The 16486-nt window shown below is 58.0% G+C and carries 16 protein-coding genes; 6 read left to right on the top strand and 10 right to left on the bottom strand.

Going from position 1 to position 16486, the window contains the following annotated elements; translation table 11 throughout:
• Nucleotides 1–68 precede the first annotated feature (68 nt).
• On the top strand, nucleotides 69–1712 hold the full coding sequence (locus tag LOY53_RS15580; RefSeq protein WP_252824735.1) for an acetolactate synthase large subunit: 1644 nt from the start codon (nucleotides 69–71) through the stop codon (nucleotides 1710–1712).
• A gap of 286 nt (nucleotides 1713–1998) precedes the next feature.
• On the opposite strand, the gene LOY53_RS15575 is transcribed toward LOY53_RS15580, so the two are convergent.
• Both LOY53_RS15575 and LOY53_RS15570 read right to left on the bottom strand, forming a co-directional pair.
• A complete protein-coding gene (locus LOY53_RS15575) occupies nucleotides 1999–2904 on the bottom strand; it encodes a DMT family transporter (RefSeq protein ID WP_252824734.1) in 906 nt (301 codons plus the stop codon).
• Nucleotides 2905–2991: 87 nt separating this feature from the next.
• Nucleotides 2992–4062 (bottom strand): SDR family oxidoreductase, encoded by a 1071-nt coding sequence (locus tag LOY53_RS15570; protein WP_258702926.1) that lies wholly within the window; start codon nucleotides 4060–4062, stop codon nucleotides 2992–2994.
• Between the two features lie 74 nt (nucleotides 4063–4136).
• On the opposite strand from LOY53_RS15570, the gene LOY53_RS15565 reads away from it, so the two are divergent.
• From LOY53_RS15565 to LOY53_RS26920, 4 genes are all read left to right on the top strand, one after another.
• Complete coding sequence (locus LOY53_RS15565) at nucleotides 4137–4526, top strand: MerR family transcriptional regulator (RefSeq protein ID WP_252824730.1); 390 nt, start codon at nucleotides 4137–4139, stop codon at nucleotides 4524–4526.
• A 384-nt stretch (nucleotides 4527–4910) separates the two neighbouring features.
• Complete coding sequence (locus LOY53_RS15560) at nucleotides 4911–5561, top strand: SMI1/KNR4 family protein (RefSeq protein ID WP_252824728.1); 651 nt, start codon at nucleotides 4911–4913, stop codon at nucleotides 5559–5561.
• Between the two features lie 172 nt (nucleotides 5562–5733).
• On the top strand, nucleotides 5734–6837 hold the full coding sequence (locus LOY53_RS15555; protein ID WP_258702925.1) for a GAF domain-containing sensor histidine kinase: 1104 nt from the start codon (nucleotides 5734–5736) through the stop codon (nucleotides 6835–6837).
• A complete protein-coding gene (locus LOY53_RS26920; protein ID WP_408981305.1) occupies nucleotides 6801–6938 on the top strand; it encodes an ATP-binding protein in 138 nt (45 codons plus the stop codon). The genes LOY53_RS15555 and LOY53_RS26920 overlap by 37 nt, the downstream gene beginning before the upstream one ends.
• Nucleotides 6939–7025: 87 nt before the next feature.
• Here the strand turns inward: LOY53_RS26920 and LOY53_RS15545 are convergent, their stop codons facing one another.
• Together LOY53_RS15545 and LOY53_RS15540 are read right to left on the bottom strand one after the other, a co-directional pair.
• Complete coding sequence (locus tag LOY53_RS15545) at nucleotides 7026–7385, bottom strand: cupin domain-containing protein (RefSeq protein ID WP_258702923.1); 360 nt, start codon at nucleotides 7383–7385, stop codon at nucleotides 7026–7028.
• Nucleotides 7382–7975 (bottom strand): GNAT family N-acetyltransferase, encoded by a 594-nt coding sequence (locus LOY53_RS15540; RefSeq protein ID WP_252824722.1) that lies wholly within the window; start codon nucleotides 7973–7975, stop codon nucleotides 7382–7384. Before LOY53_RS15540 ends, LOY53_RS15545 begins: the two co-directional genes overlap by 4 nt.
• Before the next feature lie 458 nt (nucleotides 7976–8433).
• On the opposite strand from LOY53_RS15540, the gene LOY53_RS15535 reads away from it, so the two are divergent.
• Nucleotides 8434–9123: a B3/4 domain-containing protein gene (locus LOY53_RS15535; protein WP_258702922.1), complete on the top strand. Its 690-nt coding sequence runs from the start codon at nucleotides 8434–8436 to the stop codon at nucleotides 9121–9123.
• A gap of 106 nt (nucleotides 9124–9229) precedes the next feature.
• On the opposite strand, the gene LOY53_RS15530 is transcribed toward LOY53_RS15535, so the two are convergent.
• From LOY53_RS15530 to LOY53_RS15505, 6 genes are all read right to left on the bottom strand, one after another.
• Nucleotides 9230–10237, bottom strand: coding sequence for a zinc-binding alcohol dehydrogenase family protein (locus LOY53_RS15530; RefSeq protein WP_252824719.1), 1008 nt, complete (start codon nucleotides 10235–10237; stop codon nucleotides 9230–9232).
• 108 nt (nucleotides 10238–10345) lie between these two features.
• Nucleotides 10346–11140, bottom strand: a complete 795-nt coding sequence (locus LOY53_RS15525; RefSeq protein WP_258702921.1) for an SDR family oxidoreductase — start codon at nucleotides 11138–11140, stop codon at nucleotides 10346–10348.
• Nucleotides 11141–11400: 260 nt separating this feature from the next.
• Entirely contained in the window at nucleotides 11401–12309 is a 909-nt protein-coding gene (gene glsB, locus LOY53_RS15520; protein ID WP_252824718.1) for a glutaminase B, read from the bottom strand.
• A 118-nt stretch (nucleotides 12310–12427) separates the two neighbouring features.
• Nucleotides 12428–14878: a TonB-dependent receptor gene (locus LOY53_RS15515; RefSeq protein ID WP_258702920.1), complete on the bottom strand. Its 2451-nt coding sequence runs from the start codon at nucleotides 14876–14878 to the stop codon at nucleotides 12428–12430.
• 107 nt (nucleotides 14879–14985) lie between these two features.
• Entirely contained in the window at nucleotides 14986–15909 is a 924-nt protein-coding gene (locus LOY53_RS15510; protein WP_258702919.1) for a FecR domain-containing protein, read from the bottom strand.
• Nucleotides 15906–16421 carry a sigma-70 family RNA polymerase sigma factor gene (locus tag LOY53_RS15505; RefSeq protein ID WP_258702918.1) on the bottom strand — a complete coding sequence of 172 codons (516 nt, stop codon included), beginning with the start codon at nucleotides 16419–16421 and terminating at the stop codon, nucleotides 15906–15908. The genes LOY53_RS15510 and LOY53_RS15505 overlap by 4 nt, the downstream gene beginning before the upstream one ends.
• Between the last annotated feature and the right edge of the window lie 65 nt (nucleotides 16422–16486).

The raw sequence follows: 16486 nt of genomic DNA, 5'->3' as shown, positions 1-16486 counted from the left end.
TTCAGCACCGGGCAGAGGTCTCGTCATCTGCTCGCGTGGCTCACTCTCGTTAGTGGCAGGGCAAATAGATGGCCAAGGCAGCTGATCTCGTAGTGCAATGTTTGGAAAGTGAAGGTGTCGAGTACGTGTTCGGCATCCCCGGCGAGGAAAATCTCGATCTGCTCGAATCCCTGCGTAAATCGAGGGTCAAGTTGGTACTGACCCGTCACGAGCAGTCTGCAGGTTTCATGGCAGCTACCTATGGGCGCCTGACCGGCAAGACTGGCGTCAGCCTGTCGACCCTGGGGCCTGGCGCGACCAACCTGGTTACCGCCAGTGCCTACGCCTACCTGGGGGGGATGCCGATGATGATGATCACCGGTCAAAAGCCGATCAAGAAGTCCAAACAGGGCCGCTTCCAGATCATCGATGTGTGCGGCATGATGGCCCCGATCACCAAGTACACGCACCAGTTCGCCTCGGCCGACAACATTCCAGCCCGCATGCGCGAAGCCTTCCGCCTGGCTGAAGAAGAGAAGCCCGGGGCTGTACATCTGGAGCTGCCGGAAGACATCGCTGCGGAGCAGACCGATGCGTTACCGATCCCTCAGAGCCTTCACCGTCGACCGTTAGCCGAGCACAAGGCAATCGAAGCGGCGGTTGAGAAGCTGCAAAGTGCCCGCAACCCTATCCTGGTGATCGGCGCCGGTGCGAACCGCAAGATGACCGCCAAAGTCCTCAAGCAACTAATCGACGAGACTCGAATCCCGTTCATCACCACCCAAATGGGCAAAGGTGTGGTCGACGAGCGTCATCCCTGCTTCCTTGGTAATGCTGCGCTGTCGTCCGGTGATTTTGTACACCGTGCAATCGAAGCCGCCGACCTGATCATCAACATTGGCCATGACGTGATCGAAAAGCCGCCATTCTTCATGGTTCGCGGTGGCACCGAAGTCATTCACATCAGCTTCCGTGCCGCTGAAGTCGACGCCGTGTACTTCCCCCAGGTCGAAGTGATCGGCGACATCGCGAACGCTGTGTGGCAGATCAATGAAGCCCTGGCTGACACCTCGCACTGGGACTTCACCCGCCTGATGGCCATCCGTGAAGCCAACGAAGCGCAGATCTCAGAAGGCGCTGACGACGCCCGCTTCCCCGTCTATCCGCAGCGCCTGGTAGCCGACATCCGTCGCGTGCTGCCGTCCGAAGGCATAGTTGCCCTGGACAACGGCATCTACAAAATCTGGTTCGCCCGCAACTACAAGGCGCACAAGCCCAACACCGTGCTGCTCGACAACGCCCTGGCAACCATGGGCGCCGGCCTGCCATCGGCGATGGCGGCGCACCTTGTGTACCCGGATCGCCCGGTGATCTCGGTGTGCGGCGACGGCGGATTCATGATGAATAGCCAGGAGCTCGAAACCGCAGTCCGTTTAGGGATGCACATCACCGTGGTGATCCTGCGTGACGACGGCTATGGCATGATCCGCTGGAAACAGGCCAACATGGGCTTCATTGATTTTGGCCTGGACTACGGTAACCCTGACTTCGTCAAGTATGCTGAATCCTATGGCGCTAATGGGTATCGCGTAGAAAGTGCCGACTCGTTGATTCCGCTACTTGACCACTGTGTCTCCAACCCAGGGGTGCATGTGATTGATTGTCCGGTCGACTACAGCGATAACGACCGTATCTTGAACACTGATCTGCGCGAGCGCAGCGCAGCGGTGTAAAACCGTATTGTCCTAGCTGATGAGCCAGTGGGGTGGCAAAGCGTCAAGCAGCATTAGGTTTTGTAAGAAAAGTATCGTCATCCATCTTTGTGGGATCGGGCTTGCCCCGCGATCTGCCGCACGCGGCAGCAAAGCCTGAATTCGCGGCGATTTTGATGCTTGTCGATATCGGGTACAGGAGCGCTTCGCACTCCATCGCGGGGCAAGCCCGCTCTCACAAAAACTGTTCGTTCAGGGCCTAGAAAGCGACTGTTTCTGGCCCATCGCTACCCACCATGAAAGGGCGCTATCGACCTGAGGCTGAAGGGGCGGATGCTTTGCCGCCCAAGCGAATCAGTTCATTGGAGAAGCACAGGCCGACGATGATCAGTGCCGCTCCCGCGTATAGGCTTTGGGGCGGCACTTCGTTAAGCGCTACAAATGCCAGCAGCGCGGCGAACAGTGGCTCCGTCAGCTCCAGTGCCTGCACTTGGGATGGCTTCAGGTACTCGATCGCCTTGGTGGTGCAGAAGAAGCCGAGGATTGTCGGCAGCGCGGCCAGCGCCAGTAGCGCCGCGATCGCCAGCGGCGACAACTCGCCGATCACGAAACCATCGGCGGCAGCCGGCATCAGCAGATACAGGCTGCCAAAGAACAACAACTGACGGGTGAAGTGCAGCCCTCCCGATACCCCCATACGTTTCATGGCAACCGAAAACGCCCCATAGCCAGAGCCGGCAATAGAGGCCAGCGCAGCACCTTGCAGGCTAAAGCCCTGCTGCAGGTCGCCACCGAAGATCACCGAAATCCCAGCGATAGCCAATGCGGCGCCTAGGGTAGCGTTCGCAGTGATGGCATCCTTGAGGAAAATGCGCCCTAGGATGATCGACGAAATTGAGGCACTGGCCATCAGCACTACTACCACACCTGCCGCAGCGTAGTGTCTATAGGCGGACGTTTCGAAATGGAACAGCACAAAGATGCCAAGGAATGCACAGATAGCCGCCTGAGCCCATTGGGTCGACACCGCAGGGCGCTTGAGGAAAAACAGTAAAATCGAAAGAAGCATGCACCCCAGTACGGTCTTGATCACAGCGACACTGCTGGCGGTGAAGCCATTACTCATGAGTACTTTGCTGAGTACACCGATTGTTGCGTTCAGTGCTGCAGCGGAAAGTGCAAATATGACGCCTTTGCCGAACGTTGATTGCATGGCTGGCGATCCCTGTCGCTGAGTTGACGTTCGATAGAATTCCGCCAGTATCGACGGCATAAATGTTGAGGAGGGGAAGTCAGGTGCCTAGCCTTTGGCGATGCAATAGGAATTGACGAACGCTGCCGTGTGCTGCAATGACTGACGGATATCCGGTTTGGCTATTTTATGCCGTTTTGCAAATTGCTCGACCGCCGTTGTATCAAAACGCGTGGTCTGGATAAAGTCCAAGGCTTCGGGTTTTGTGTGCAAGAACGACGCGACGGGGGGAATAGCCAGTAGCAGCTTCAGCAATCGGAGGGGAATGTGATGCTTGGGAGACTTCAAGCCCAACGGTTGTGCAACGTGCATCAGGAGTTCTCGCAAGTTTGGTGTTTGGTCATCAAGTGCCAGCAATTCTTGGCCCACCATGGCAGGGTCAAACGCACAAACTGCTACCAGCTCCGCCAGATAGTCGACGGTGACCAGTGGCAGCCAGTGACTGGCGGTACCGGGTACAGCAGTGAGCTTTCCCTGCACAAGGTTGCGTATCAGCGCCACCAGTGGCTGACCCTCAAGAATATGCCCCGTGCGGCTGTGGCCACAGACCGTTGCAGGGTGGACAACGGTAATCTCCCCACCTTTTGCAGACATGAGCGCCAGGGTCGCAAAATGCGCCTGCAGCTTGCTGCCCTCGTAACCACCCACGCGTCGATAGACGGCAGACCAATTCGTCAACTCCGGACGACGAGGATCAATTCCGATGCGTTGCAGATGTTCCTGATTTTTCAGCATGTAGCCGCCGATCATGACTAAACGGCTTTTTTGCTCTGCCGCCAGAAGCGCCACGCGCTTTGCACCTTCCACATTTACCGCACGAGAATGCTCCACTGACAGCCCCCATGCGAAGTGGGCGCCTAGATGGAATATGACACTGGCGTGCCTTAGCACTTCACGGTCAGCAGGACTCAGCCCGAGGTTGTCCCGTTCCAAATCGCCCGCTACGGCAAACACCCGGCTGGCGCACCCTCCCAATTTAGCGACTTGCTCGCGCAGTGCAGGCAATTGCTCTGGGCGACGCATCAACACCCTGATGGTGTGACCTTTTGCACTCAGGTTCGCCACCAAATGCTGGCCAACAAAGCCAGTCCCGCCTGTGACAAAGCACTCCACGCTCATTTCCCTGTTCCTTGTTCAAGGTGAGAAACAAAGCGTAAACTATCGACCCAACTCTAAGGTCAAGCGGTATTGTCATGAAAATCGGCGAACTCGAGGCGCGCAGCGGCGCCAGCCGCCATACGCTGCGTTACTACGAGCAACTTGGCCTGATCTCACCGCTGCGGCAAACCAACAACTATCGCGTTTACACCGAGCAAACGCTGCACGATCTGGACTTTATCCAGCGCGCGCAAAGCATGGGGTTTTCCCTTGGGGAAATTGGCGAGATTTTGGATGCGCAGCGGAACCAGCTGATTGACTGTGCTGACGGCGCCAGGCTAATTGAAAAAAAGATGGCAGAGATCAAGCAGAAGATCGCCAACCTGCAAAGCATTTATCGGTACCTGGATGAAGAGCGTGCAAACCTTGAGGCCAGTGCTGCCAAGCAACTTGAGCTTCAGCAACTGAACAACACTGCAAACTGAACTGTCAGCCCGGGAAACGGAAACTGCAGCCCACGTCGCTCGTTAAAGACCGCAATGGGTCGATTGCAGCCGTTCGCCGTTCGCCAGTGACCGCTATCGACCCTTAGCAGACATCTGTAACCTGGGCCGCTTCGCGGCCCATCGCCGGCAAGCGCGGCTCCCACAAGTACAGCGCATGCCTGAAGGCAGGTGATATTTCTGTGGGAGCCGGCTTGCCGGCGATGAGGCCGTTACTGTGCACAGCGCTTTGGATCGCTGTCCGCAATGGGTCGAAAGCGGTCATACGCGAACGCCTGCTTTCACCCCAGCGATCGCACTGACCGTGCACAACACGGTTTTCCCATACTGATTCAGATAGGAATAACCGCCATTAGGGAGCTTGAGATGAACACATTGATGGAACGACTGGAACACTGGTTGGAAGCCAACCTTCCCGAGGTCCGTGAAGATTTGGCGCCGGGCTGTTCAGAGGCTGCAATCACCGATTTCGAAAGCCAGATCGGCAGAGCTTTTCCAGAGGCCTTGAAGGCACTCTATCGGCTGCATGATGGGCAAAGGGATGCTGTCAACACGGGGCCTTTCTACGGCCTTACATTCCTCTCCCTAGCGGCTGCCAAAACCCATTGGCAATCGTGGAAAAGCATCATCGATCAATGGTCGCCGGAAGAAATGAGCGAAGCGAGCGCTTTCTGCACCTCGGCGAAATCTGGCGCTGTCCAGGCGTTGTATGCCAACAAGTACTGGATCCCGTTTGCCTACGACTACGGCGGAAACCACCTTGGCGTGGACCTGGATCCCGGCGCCCGCGGTACCATGGGGCAGGTCATCAATTTTGGCAGCGACGAAGATGAGAAATTCGTGGTGGCCAGCTCTGTTGCTATGTTTCTTGAGTGGTTGGTCGACCAACTCGAAAGTGGCAATTTCGCGATCAGAGAAGAAGATGATGGTGGGCGAAGCCTGAACACGAAGGTGCCTGAGAAGTTTCATTTCCTCGACGCGATCCCCATCCTGTTCGCGTCACAGCTTGACGGATGAGTTCACTTAGCCAGTGAACAGGGCAAGGCCTGGGCGAGTTTCAATCGTTGAGCCCCACTCTCATATCTACCCTCCGTGGAGCGAGGCCAGTGGTTGCTGTTCCGGGCTCATTGTCAAACGCTGGGGCTTACGCTTTAATTCCAATTTGCCATTCACCCAATCGGCGATCTTGATGCCTTATCCGTCTGACCTTTCACATGACATCAGTACGATTGCCAAGATCGAGGCCGTCCCGCTTATTCTCAATATGGTGAAGCATGTTACCGGCATGCGCTTTGCGGCAATTGCGCGTGTCACCGAGACAAAATGGGTGGCTTGCGCTGTCGATGATTCTATTGATTTTGGGCTCATACCTGGCGGTGAGTTGGTGCTGGAAACGACGATTTGCCACGAAATTCGTCAGCACCGCAAACCCGTTATATTCAGGAATGCCAGTGAGCATCCGGTGTACTCAACCCACCACACCCCTCAGACATACGGCTTAGAAAGCTACGTCTCCATTCCTATCACCAGGACAAACGGAGACTTCTTCGGAACGCTCTGTGCTATCGATGAGGTTCCGGCCCATTTTGATGAAGAGGCGGTGTGCAAAACGCTAACGCTTTTCGCCCAGTTAATAGCTGTTCAACTCGACGTTTTGGCGGACCTTGAGACCAAAACGATTGAACTGGCCAGTGCAGCTGAGACCGGCATTGTCCGGGAGCAGTTCATTGCCGTACTGGGGCATGACCTCCGTTCGCCACTGTGCGCTATCAGAATGAGCGCCGATCTACTGGAGGCTAAGCTTCCCGCCGGTCGCGAGCAGCAGCTTGCCACTGCAATACGACAAAGCGCGCAGCGGATGAATAACTTGATTGAAGATGTCCTGGATTTTTCTCGAGGAAAGCTGGGGGGAGGCATTCCGGTCAAACGGACGTTAGTGGACAACCTGGGTGACGTTTTTAGTGCCGTCATCAATGAAATCATGACGAGTCATCCCAACGTCCAAGTCCGTCAAGAGGTGATCATTTCACCTGGGGTCTTCTGTGATGCTGGGAGAATGGGGCAGTTGCTTTCAAACCTCTTGGGCAATGCAGTGGCTCATGGGGCGCGTGATCTTCCGATAGAGGTGACCGCAAGCATGCAAGAAAATCATATAGTGCTGTCAGTGATGAACCATGGCCCAGAAATCCCCGACGTTTTGTTACCGCTACTGTTCCAGCCGTTCAAAAGGTCGGCAGCCGGTGGTCGGGGGAGGGGTTGGGGCTCGGTTTGTATATCGCCTCTCAGATCGTAACGGGTCACAACGGGACGCTATCAGTAACCTCTACGCCTGAGGCCGGCACGCGTTTCGTAGCGCGGTTCCCCGGCACCTTGGAGTGGAAGAAAGAGGACTAGATGTAGGTCTCAGTCGATAGGTGACTTCGTCGAACGCTTACTTTGCCCCGGGCTTTGCGCTGCGCGCGATGAAACGCCCCCCGGAGCCTAGCTCGCGGGCAAGAGGATCACGAAGTTCTTTTTCATGTCTTCCAGTACGGTCCATTTGCCCTTGGCGCCTGGTTCGATAATGAACGTGTCGCCAGCGGCCAGTCTGATGGGGGCGCAACCCTCAAGCTCGATGACGCAGCAACCACTCAGGACATGGCAGAACTCCCAAACTTTGTAGTCGATGCGCCACGCTCCGGTGCTGGCTTCCCATTCTCCGGAAATGCAACCTTGCTGTTCATCGTGATAATACTTGGACGTCAGCGTATGAGGGGTGCCTTCCACGACCTCTTCAAAAAAGGGAAGGTCGCGCACCGGTTGGATATCCAGTTCGCGGAACACGGTCAGTTTCTTGTTCATGGTTTTTTCTCGAGCACGTTGTGGGTAGGGCGATACATCAAATAGGCTTCACCGGTTACGCTCAGCATCGGGTGCGGAACGATCTGGCAGGTTTTAACAATTTGAAAACCGTGGCGTTCGTAGAAGCGGCGTGCACCGTGGTTTTCTGCATAATCGATCAGGCATAGCCCATCCAGGCCAGAGTCCTCAGCGCGTTGCTGAGCGTGGCGAAGAAACTCGACGCCCAGCCCCTGGCTGCGCCAGGCCTCATCCAGGGCCAGGCTGGATATATATAAGGTGTCGGGTATTTCCATGTCGGAATAAGGCGCGAGGACCGGGTCTGTCTCGACAGGCCTGTCAGGGGTCTCGCGCAAGGCATAGCTATGCATCATGCCGATGACGCGCCCTTCGAAAATGGCCATCAGGCAGTTCTTATAGGAAAAGTCGCCCTGTTCCCTGGCATAGCGAGACGTACCGACACTCAGCAATGCTTCTCCAGGTGCGGCAAGCTTGCTCCATATGTAATCGGCCATGCCCTCCGATGTCAGTTGAAAGAAGCGCGCAATATCTTGCGCGTCCGAGGCTTGAGCGGGTCTGAAGTCGATAGGCATGTACAGCGCTCTCATGGGATCGGGTGGTTAGTTTTCAAGGATTACGCCTTTGGCAGGGTGGCAGGTTAGGCGGATTTAACGGTTCCCATCATGCTCTGGGCGAACACCGTCAGCACGGCATGCGACGCTGCCCATGCTCAAAGGCAGGAGGGTGCCCTTCCTAGAGGGCAGCAGACGGCCAGAAGCGGACTATCTCTCCTCACATTCCATCTCGCGCGTTCGTGCAACCGCGTGCGTTGATTAGGCTAATAAGAAAATCTTATGCGTCATGATGGTAAATCATTAGATCTAATGACAGGGACGGATTAAAAAGCCATGCATTGATCACCTTCACTGCGGAGATAGCTACATTGGCATGCACACTAAAATCACTCGTCCACACCCTCAATACCCTGTGCTCGGCATGGGGCAGCTACACCATGAGAAACCTTCAGCGTTAAATAGCCGTGGAGGCCACCATGTCATTTGTCGCTCCGGTTCTTGACCCTCAACTCGCTGAGATTGCACCAGGTTTCCGAGCGCTGAGTATCAGCGTGGAAGCTACGCAGATCGAACACCCCCAGGTTTCTAAAGACGCGCTTGAGAAGGCTTGTGAGTCGCTGGTCGCTGACACCCCGGTTTGGGCTAAGAGCCATTTGGCTGCGTGGGCCAATGCCTTCAGGCTGTTCGGCGCTAAACCACAGCGCACCCCGTGCTCAGCCGAAGCATTGCGCAAGCGAGTTCTGCGAGACGGGAGCCTTCCCAGCATCGATCCCATTGTCGATTTGTACAACGCAATCAGCATCAAGTACGCCATACCCGTTGGCGGAGAAAATTTTGATGCCTACATAGGTGGCCCACGTTTAACCATCGCCGATGGCACTGAGCTGTTTGACACAACCAAAGATGGCAGTGCGGCAAACGAGCCGCCAGAAAAAGGCGAAGTCATTTGGCGCGATGATCACGGTGCGACTTGCCGACGCTGGAACTGGCGTCAGGGCACCCGAACCCGGCTTGATTCGAACACGAAGCGGATGTGGTTCATTCTGGAGAGCCTTCCTGAAATGCCCATAGAGGCGCTGAAGGCTGCTGGGGATGAGCTGAGCAGCGGACTTCAGCAGATGATGCCGGAGGCAAAAATTGCATCCCAATTGATTGAGTTTTACTGACCGGAGAAGCGTGTTAAGCACGGTGGTAGTGCGCGTGATAGCAACAGCAGCCATAGTGCTCGGACGGGCTTCTGATCGAAACCTGCCTTCTCCATGTACCAGCGGGTTAGAAACCTTCGAGAACGATCTTGCCTTTGGCTTTGCCGCTCTCGATCAGAGCATGGGCGCGCTTCAGGTTGTCTGCGCCGATTGTGCCGAAGTGTTCCCCGATGGTGGTCTTGATGACACCGTTATCGACCAGCACCGAAATTCTGTTCAGCAACTCATGCTGTTCGATCATGTCTGCAGTGTGATAAAGCGATCGCGTGAACATGAGTTCCCAGTGCAGCGAAAGTGATTTGCGCTTGAGCGGCATGACATCCAGTTGTGCGGGGTCATCGATCAGCGCCAGTTTGCCTTGTGGGCGAAGCACTTCAACGAGCTGCGGCAAGTAAGTATCGGTATGGGTCAGGCTGATGACGTAGTCGACCGGGTTGAGTTTGAGGTTTTCGAGTTGCAGCGGGATCGAGGCGGAGTGATCAATCACATGGTGGGCGCCCAGTTCTTGCACCCAAGACTGGGTCTCTGGCCGCGACGCTGTGCCGATGACGGTCAGTTGGGTCAGTTTGCGAGCCAGCTGAACCAGGATCGAGCCAACGCCGCCACCGGCGCCGATCACCAGCAGGCTTTGGCCTTCACCCCCGTTTTCCTGTACGCCCAGTCGGTCGAACAGCAGCTCCCAGGCAGTGATGGAGGTCAGCGGCAAGGCTGCGGCACTGGCATTGTCCAAGCTACGCGGCTTGTGGCCGACGATGCGCTCATCGACCAGGTGAAATTCGCTGTAGCTGCCCGGACGGTCGATTGCGCCGGCGTAGAATACTTCGTCACCCACGTTGAACAGTGACACATCACTGCCCACTTCACGGACGATGCCGACGGTATCCCAACCCAGCACCTGCACCGCTTGGCTGGCACTGCGAGCCCGTACCTTCGTATCTACCGGGTTCACTGCAATAGCCTTCACTTCTACAAGCAGATCGCGAGCTCCAGGCGTGGGCGTGGGCAGGTCTGTTTCGAACAGGGAACGAGCATCGTGAATGGGCAAACCAGCTTCTTGGAAAACTATGGCTTTCATGTGACGTTGTCCTTTACAGGTCAGAGAGTGATGCCAGGCTAACGCCCTTCGTGTACCTCAAAAAGTAGCTAACACGAGGAAGACTTTCGCCACGCTCAAGTTGTTTGATCAAACGCCGTAACGCGGTGCGAGTGTGTTGCTGGAGAGATGCCCGAACAGCGCCTTGCGGCTGCTTTCGTAGCGTTCGAAATGCTGCAGGTCATGCATGGAAGGGATGGAGATCAGGACGCTGTTGTCGAAGTCTTGAAGGGCGCCATCCACCAGGTCGTTGGCTGACATCACGATGTTGGGATCAAGGTTTTCGACCGGCAGCCCCCCGATCTCCCAGAAGTCGGTCGCTGTGGCGCCTGGCAGCACCGCTTGAACTCTGACGCCATGTTCTGCCAGCTCTTTGTGCAGCGACTGAGTGAAGGCCGTTACGTAGGCTTTGCTTGCGCCGTACACACCATTCAGTAATTCGGGGGCCAGGCTGACGATGGAGGAAATATTGATGACTGCGCCCTGTTTGCGAGCGACGAAGCCCGGAGCAGCGGCGTAGGTGAGCCGTGTCAGTGCGGTGACGTTGAGCGTGATCATCTCGGCCATCCGCTCGACATCGCTTTCCATCAAGCTGGTGTGGGTGCCGATGCCTGCGTTATTAACCAACAGGTTGATGCTGGCGTCCTCGCGCAATTTGCGCTCGACGCGCGCCAAGTCCACTGAGCTGGCCAGGTCCGCCTGGAAGACTTCCACGCTCTGCTGGGTCTCGTTGGTGATACGGGTGGCGAGGGCATTGAGGCGATCACGATTGCGGGCGACCAGAACCAGGTCGTAGCCACGTTGAGCCAGGCGTTCGGCGTAGATCGCGCCGATGCCGGAAGATGCGCCCGTGATCAGGGCAGTGCCTTTGTATTCCTGAGTCATGGTCCAGCTCCGTTGATTGGGTGTGGAGCCATGATGCAGAGAAATTGATATGTCTTAAACGACACATATAGTCATGATTTAAGACATCGAGAAATTGCGTTCGGGAGCGTCTTCGCGCAGCCCCAGTGCTTGGGCGCACGCACACTAGGCTCTGTAGGAATAGTTCTGTGGGAGCGGGCTTGCCCCGCGAATGGGGCTACGCGGTGCATGGCACCGGCTTCGCCGGTGTTCGCGGGGCAAGCCCGCTCCCACGTAATGCGTCAGAACACTGACCACCCAATCCGTGAACTCAACAACTCGAGCGCCGCCATGCCCGCGTAGGAGTTGCCCGCTGCATTCAGCTCCGGCGACCACACGCATACGGTAAATTGGCCCGGCACGATTGCTACAATCCCGCCACCCACGCCACTCTTGCCTGGCAACCCCACGCGGTAGGCGAAATTCCCGGCTTCGTCATACAACCCGCTGGTGGCCATGATCGAGTTCACCTGCTGGGTCTGGCGTCGGCTGAGGATTTGCTCGCCGCTGTGCTTGCAGAACCCGTCGTTGGCCAGAAAGCAGAAGGCGCGGGCCAGATCGAGGCAGCTCATCTGCAGCGCGCAGTAACTGAAGTAACTGCGTAACACCGTCTCGACGTCGTTATGGAAGTTGCCAAAGGACTGCATGAGGTAAGCCATGGCCGCGTTGCGCGCGCGGAATTGATACTCCGAATCCGCGACGCGGGTATCGATCGCAATATGGGGGTTGGCCGATAGCCGTCGCACGAAATCGCGCATCGACAACGTGGGGGCTGCGAAGCGCGATTGGTTGATATCGCAGATGACCAACGCGCCGGCATTGATAAAGGGATTGCGTGGGCGGCCGCGCTCGAACTCCAGCTGCACCAGCGAGTTGAATGGCTGGCCTGACGGCTCATGCCCAAGCCGCTCCCAAATACCTTCACCGGAATGGCCAATTGCCTGGACCAGGCTGAATACCTTGGAAATGCTCTGCACCGAGAATGGCACCAGGGCGTCACCCGCGCAGTGATAACTGCCATCGTTGCCATAGACTGCGATGCCCAATTGCTGCGCTGGCACGTCGGCCAGCGCAGGAATGTAGTCAGCCACTTTGCCCTTGCCGATCAAGGGGCGCACTTCGTCGAGAATCTCGTTCAACAGCGTTTGCATGGAAGGCCCTGTTATCACTCCCCATACGACAGCGAGGGGTAGCGTTTCAGACGCAGGCTCAGCAGCAAAAATCACACACTCGGCGCGCAGCGGCCCCTATTACAGCCCCTCAGGCTGCTCAGAAATCGTATCGGGTATTCAACATCACATTGCGCGGCTCGCCGTAATAGCCGCTGTAGAACGTGGTATCCAACGCACTGATGTATTTCTTGTCGAACAGGTTGTTGATGTTGAGCGTTGTGGAAAGTTGGTCGGTCAGTTGATAGCGGGCCATCAGGTTGACCACGGTGAACTGCGATTGCTTGGCCTTCACCGTGCCCAACGCGGTGCTTGGCGTGACGGTGATGTGGGTGCCGCTCTGCCAGTTGGCACCGCCGCCGACGGTCAGGCGGTCGAAGTCGCCCGGTAGTCGGTAGGTGCTCCACAGCTTCACCATGTTGGCCGGGGCTTCGGTGTTCAAGCGCTCGCCATCGCGGTCCTTGGTGATGCCGTGGTTATAGCTGGCCGAGACGTTCCAGCCGGGCATCAACTCGCCGTTGGCCTCGACTTCAAAGCCACGGGTGGTGGCGCCGCTCACGGCTTTGTACGCGGCAGTCATACCATCATTGTTGACGGTCTTGCCTTCGTCGAGCACGGCGAGGTTGTCCTGCTTGACCTCGTAGGCTGCGATGCTGGTATTCAGGCGACCGTCGAAGAATTCACTCTTCAGGCCGACCTCGTAGTTGTCGCCTTCACGCGGCTCGAGGGTCGAGCCGTCGGCGTCACGCAGGCTCTGTGGTTTGTAGATGCTGGTCCAGCTGGCATACACCGAGTGGGTGTCGTTGAGGTCATAGACCACACCGGCATAAGGGGTGACAACGCCGTTTTCCTTGTAGTCGGTCGTGCGGTTGCTGAGGGGCGTCGCCGGGTAGGTCAGGTCGTAGTCGTAGTCGTACTTGCTGACTCGCGCACCCAGGATAACCGACAGGTCATCGGTCGGGCGCAGGCGGGTGGCAATGTAGGTGCCGGTCTGGTGAATGACGGTGTCGCCATCGTAAAGCTTGCCGCCACCCATTACCGGTTTGTCCGTGTAGTTGTCCCAGTCGTAGACGTTGACGAAGGTGCCTTCGATGCGGGTACCCCGGGTGGGCGTATGGCGGTTTTCGTAACGTGAATAGTTGTAGCCGACGATCAACTCATGCTGGCGGCCGAACAGCTGGAACGGGCCTTGGGCTTGCACATCCAGGCCGGTCTGTTTCTGCCAGGTACTGCCTGCGCCACCATACAGGCGTACACCTGCGCCGGTGCTCTTGTCGGGGAAGCCCCAACTGGCGGTGGCCAGTTTGTAGTCGTCACGCTTGATATACATCTGGTTGACCGACGCCTTCAGGGTCCAGTCATACGCCAGTTTCTGCTCGAGGCTTGCGAAGGTGTTGAGGGCATCTTGCGGGTTATGGCTCCAGCGCGCGGCGCTGTTGGTGGAGCGTGAGAACGACGTTTGCTCGCCATTGCTGTGGAACAGCGGGAACGCCACCGAAGACGAGCCTTGCGGGTTGTTTTTCTGGTAGTCGGCACCCACCGTCAGCAACGTGGTGTCGGTCAGGTCGGCTTCGAGGACCCCGTAGAAAATCTGCTTTTCCTGGGAATAATGGTCCATGAAGCTGTTGTTCTGCTGGTAAGCCGCGACCATGCGCCCACGCACGTTGCCGGAGGGCGTCAATGGGCCGGACAGGTCGACTTCGCTACGGTACTTGTCCCACGAACCCACGCCGGCCGTGATGTGACCCTTGAATTCGGCCGTAGGGCGTTTGCGCACGAGGTTGATCGTGGCCGAAGGGTCGCCCGCGCCGGTCATTAGCCCAGTGGCACCGCGCAGCACTTCGACACGGTCGTAGATGGCCATGTCGGCCAGGCTCTGCGCCGACATCTGAGTCGCGATATCCAGCGTGGTGGGAATGCCGTCGAACTGGTAGTTATCGACCGAGTAACCACGCGAATAAATGTTGAAACGCTCACTGCCAAGGCTCTGCACCGACAACCCCGGCGTCTGCTGCAACACCTCGGTGATGTCGTTCAGCCCCTGATCATCCATACGCTGACGGGTAACCACGCTGATCGACTGCGGGGTTTCGCGAAGGCTCAACGGCAGTTTGGTGGCCGTGTTGCTCTGGCCTGTGGTGTACGACCCAGTGCCCTCGGTGGTGGCCCCCAGGCCTGCGGCGTTAATGCTGGTGGCGCCGAGCTCCAAAGCACCGCCGCGCTCGGCCTTGGCCAGCACGTACCGTTTGTTCCCCGCCTGCACGAGCCGCAGGCCGCTGCCCTGGAGCAAGCGGGCAAACCCCTGGTGCAGCTCGAAATCCCCCTGCAAGCCTGGTGAGCCGAGGCCCGCGGTATCTTCTGCGCTGAAAGTGATCATGACCCCGCTGGCGGCAGCGAATTGGCTGAGCGCTTCGGCCAGGCTGCCAGCCGGGATGTCATAGCGCTGTGCTTGTGCCCAGGCAGCGGGCAGCACCAGCAGCGAGCCGGCCAGGCTTAGGGTGAGCGCTGCGCGGTGAATACCGCAGGCGAGTCGGGAGGGGGGTACGAACATGAACAACTTCCTGTTGGGGTTGGCAATGGCTGCGTTTTTTACGCATGTGCAGCTAGAGCCGAAGCAGAAATTGAAACTTGTTACCCCTCACGCGAAAAAACTTTGCTTCATGCCGCACCCGCCTCGATCCGCACCCAGTAACGGGTCAGGCGCCGGACGTGCACGGGCAGTGAGTCCTGCAGATTGGCCAGCACCGCCTCGCTGTCATCCAGCAGGAAGGTGCCGGACAGCCGCAAACCGGCGACCTCGGGCGCGCAACCGAGGTAGCCGGGGCGGTAGCGTGAAAGCTCGGCGAGCACCTCGTCCAGGCGCCAGTCGACCACCACCAGCATGCCCCGCGCCCAGGCTGAACTTTGCGCGGCGGCGGGGTGCAGTGGCCCGATTCGGTCTGCGGTAAAGGTCAGGGTCTGCCCAGCTTCGGCGCGCATCACCTGTGCCTGCGCCAGCCGTGGCCTGACCTCCACAGCGTGCGCCTCGACCGTGACCCGGGTGCTGCCGTGTCCCTGGCGCACGGCAAAGCGCGTGCCGAGGGCGAGGATTCGTCCCTCGGCCGACTGCACACTCAGCGGGCGCGCATCTTTGGCCGTCTCCACCAGAATTTCGCCCTGCTTCAGCACGATCAGCCGCTGCTGGCCATCGAAATGCAGGTTCACTTGGGTGTCGGTGTCCAGCACCAAGCGGCTGCCGTCAGCCAGCGTCAGGTGGCGACGTTGCCCCACGCGCGTGGCGTAGTCCGCCTGCCAAGGCGAAAGCTGATAACCCTGCCAACCGACCACGCCGACCCCGAGCAACAGCGCCAGCATCTTGACCGCCGCACGGCGCTGTTGCCGGGCTTGTTCAAGGGTCGCCGCACCCACCGCCGCAGGGGCTTGGGCCAAGCGCTGCTGCAAATGCTCAAGCCGGGCCCAGGCTTGTGCGTGCTGCGGGTCTGCCGCCAGCCAGGCTTGCCACTGGCTGTGAGTGGCAGGGCTGACCGTGCTTTCGTTAAGGCGCACATACCAGTCCACCGCCTGGGCCAGAGCGCGCTTCATGCCTCGTTCAGCAGCAGGCAATGCATCAAGCCGCGGGCCAGGTGCTTGCGCACGGTGCTGACCGAAACCCCGCAGCGTTCAGCGGTTTTTTCGTAAGACAGCCCGTCCAGTTGCACCGCCAGGAAAATCTGCCGGGTGCGCGTGCCTAGGCCATCGAGCAGGCGATCGATGGCCAGCAGGCTATCCAGGATCTGTGCACGGATTTCTGCCGAAGGGGCGTACGCTTCGGGGCGCAGTTGCAAGGCTTCGAGGTAGGCCTGTTCCAGGCTGCGCCGTCGGTACAAATCGATGACCAGACCGCGGGCGATGGTCGTCAGGTAATGCCGTGGCTCCTTCAGGCTGCTGGCGGTGCGCGCCAGCAGCACGCGCACAAAGGTATCCTGGGCCAGGTCCGCGGCATCTGCTGAGTTGTTCAGCCGATGGCGCAACCAGCTACGCAACCACACGTTGTGGTCGCGGTACAGCGCATGCAATTGCTCATGAGGTACTGCGTCGGGGGGCATTGTGGACATTCCCTCTCCCAGCCGGCGGAGGATGCAAATACGAAACACTCTCGATTGTAGAGGGATTGGCCAAG

This window comes from Pseudomonas sp. B21-031 (assembly GCF_024748985.1).
GTDB lineage: Bacteria > Pseudomonadota > Gammaproteobacteria > Pseudomonadales > Pseudomonadaceae > Aquipseudomonas > Aquipseudomonas kermanshahensis.
This window is presented reverse-complemented; position numbering and strand designations above follow the sequence as displayed.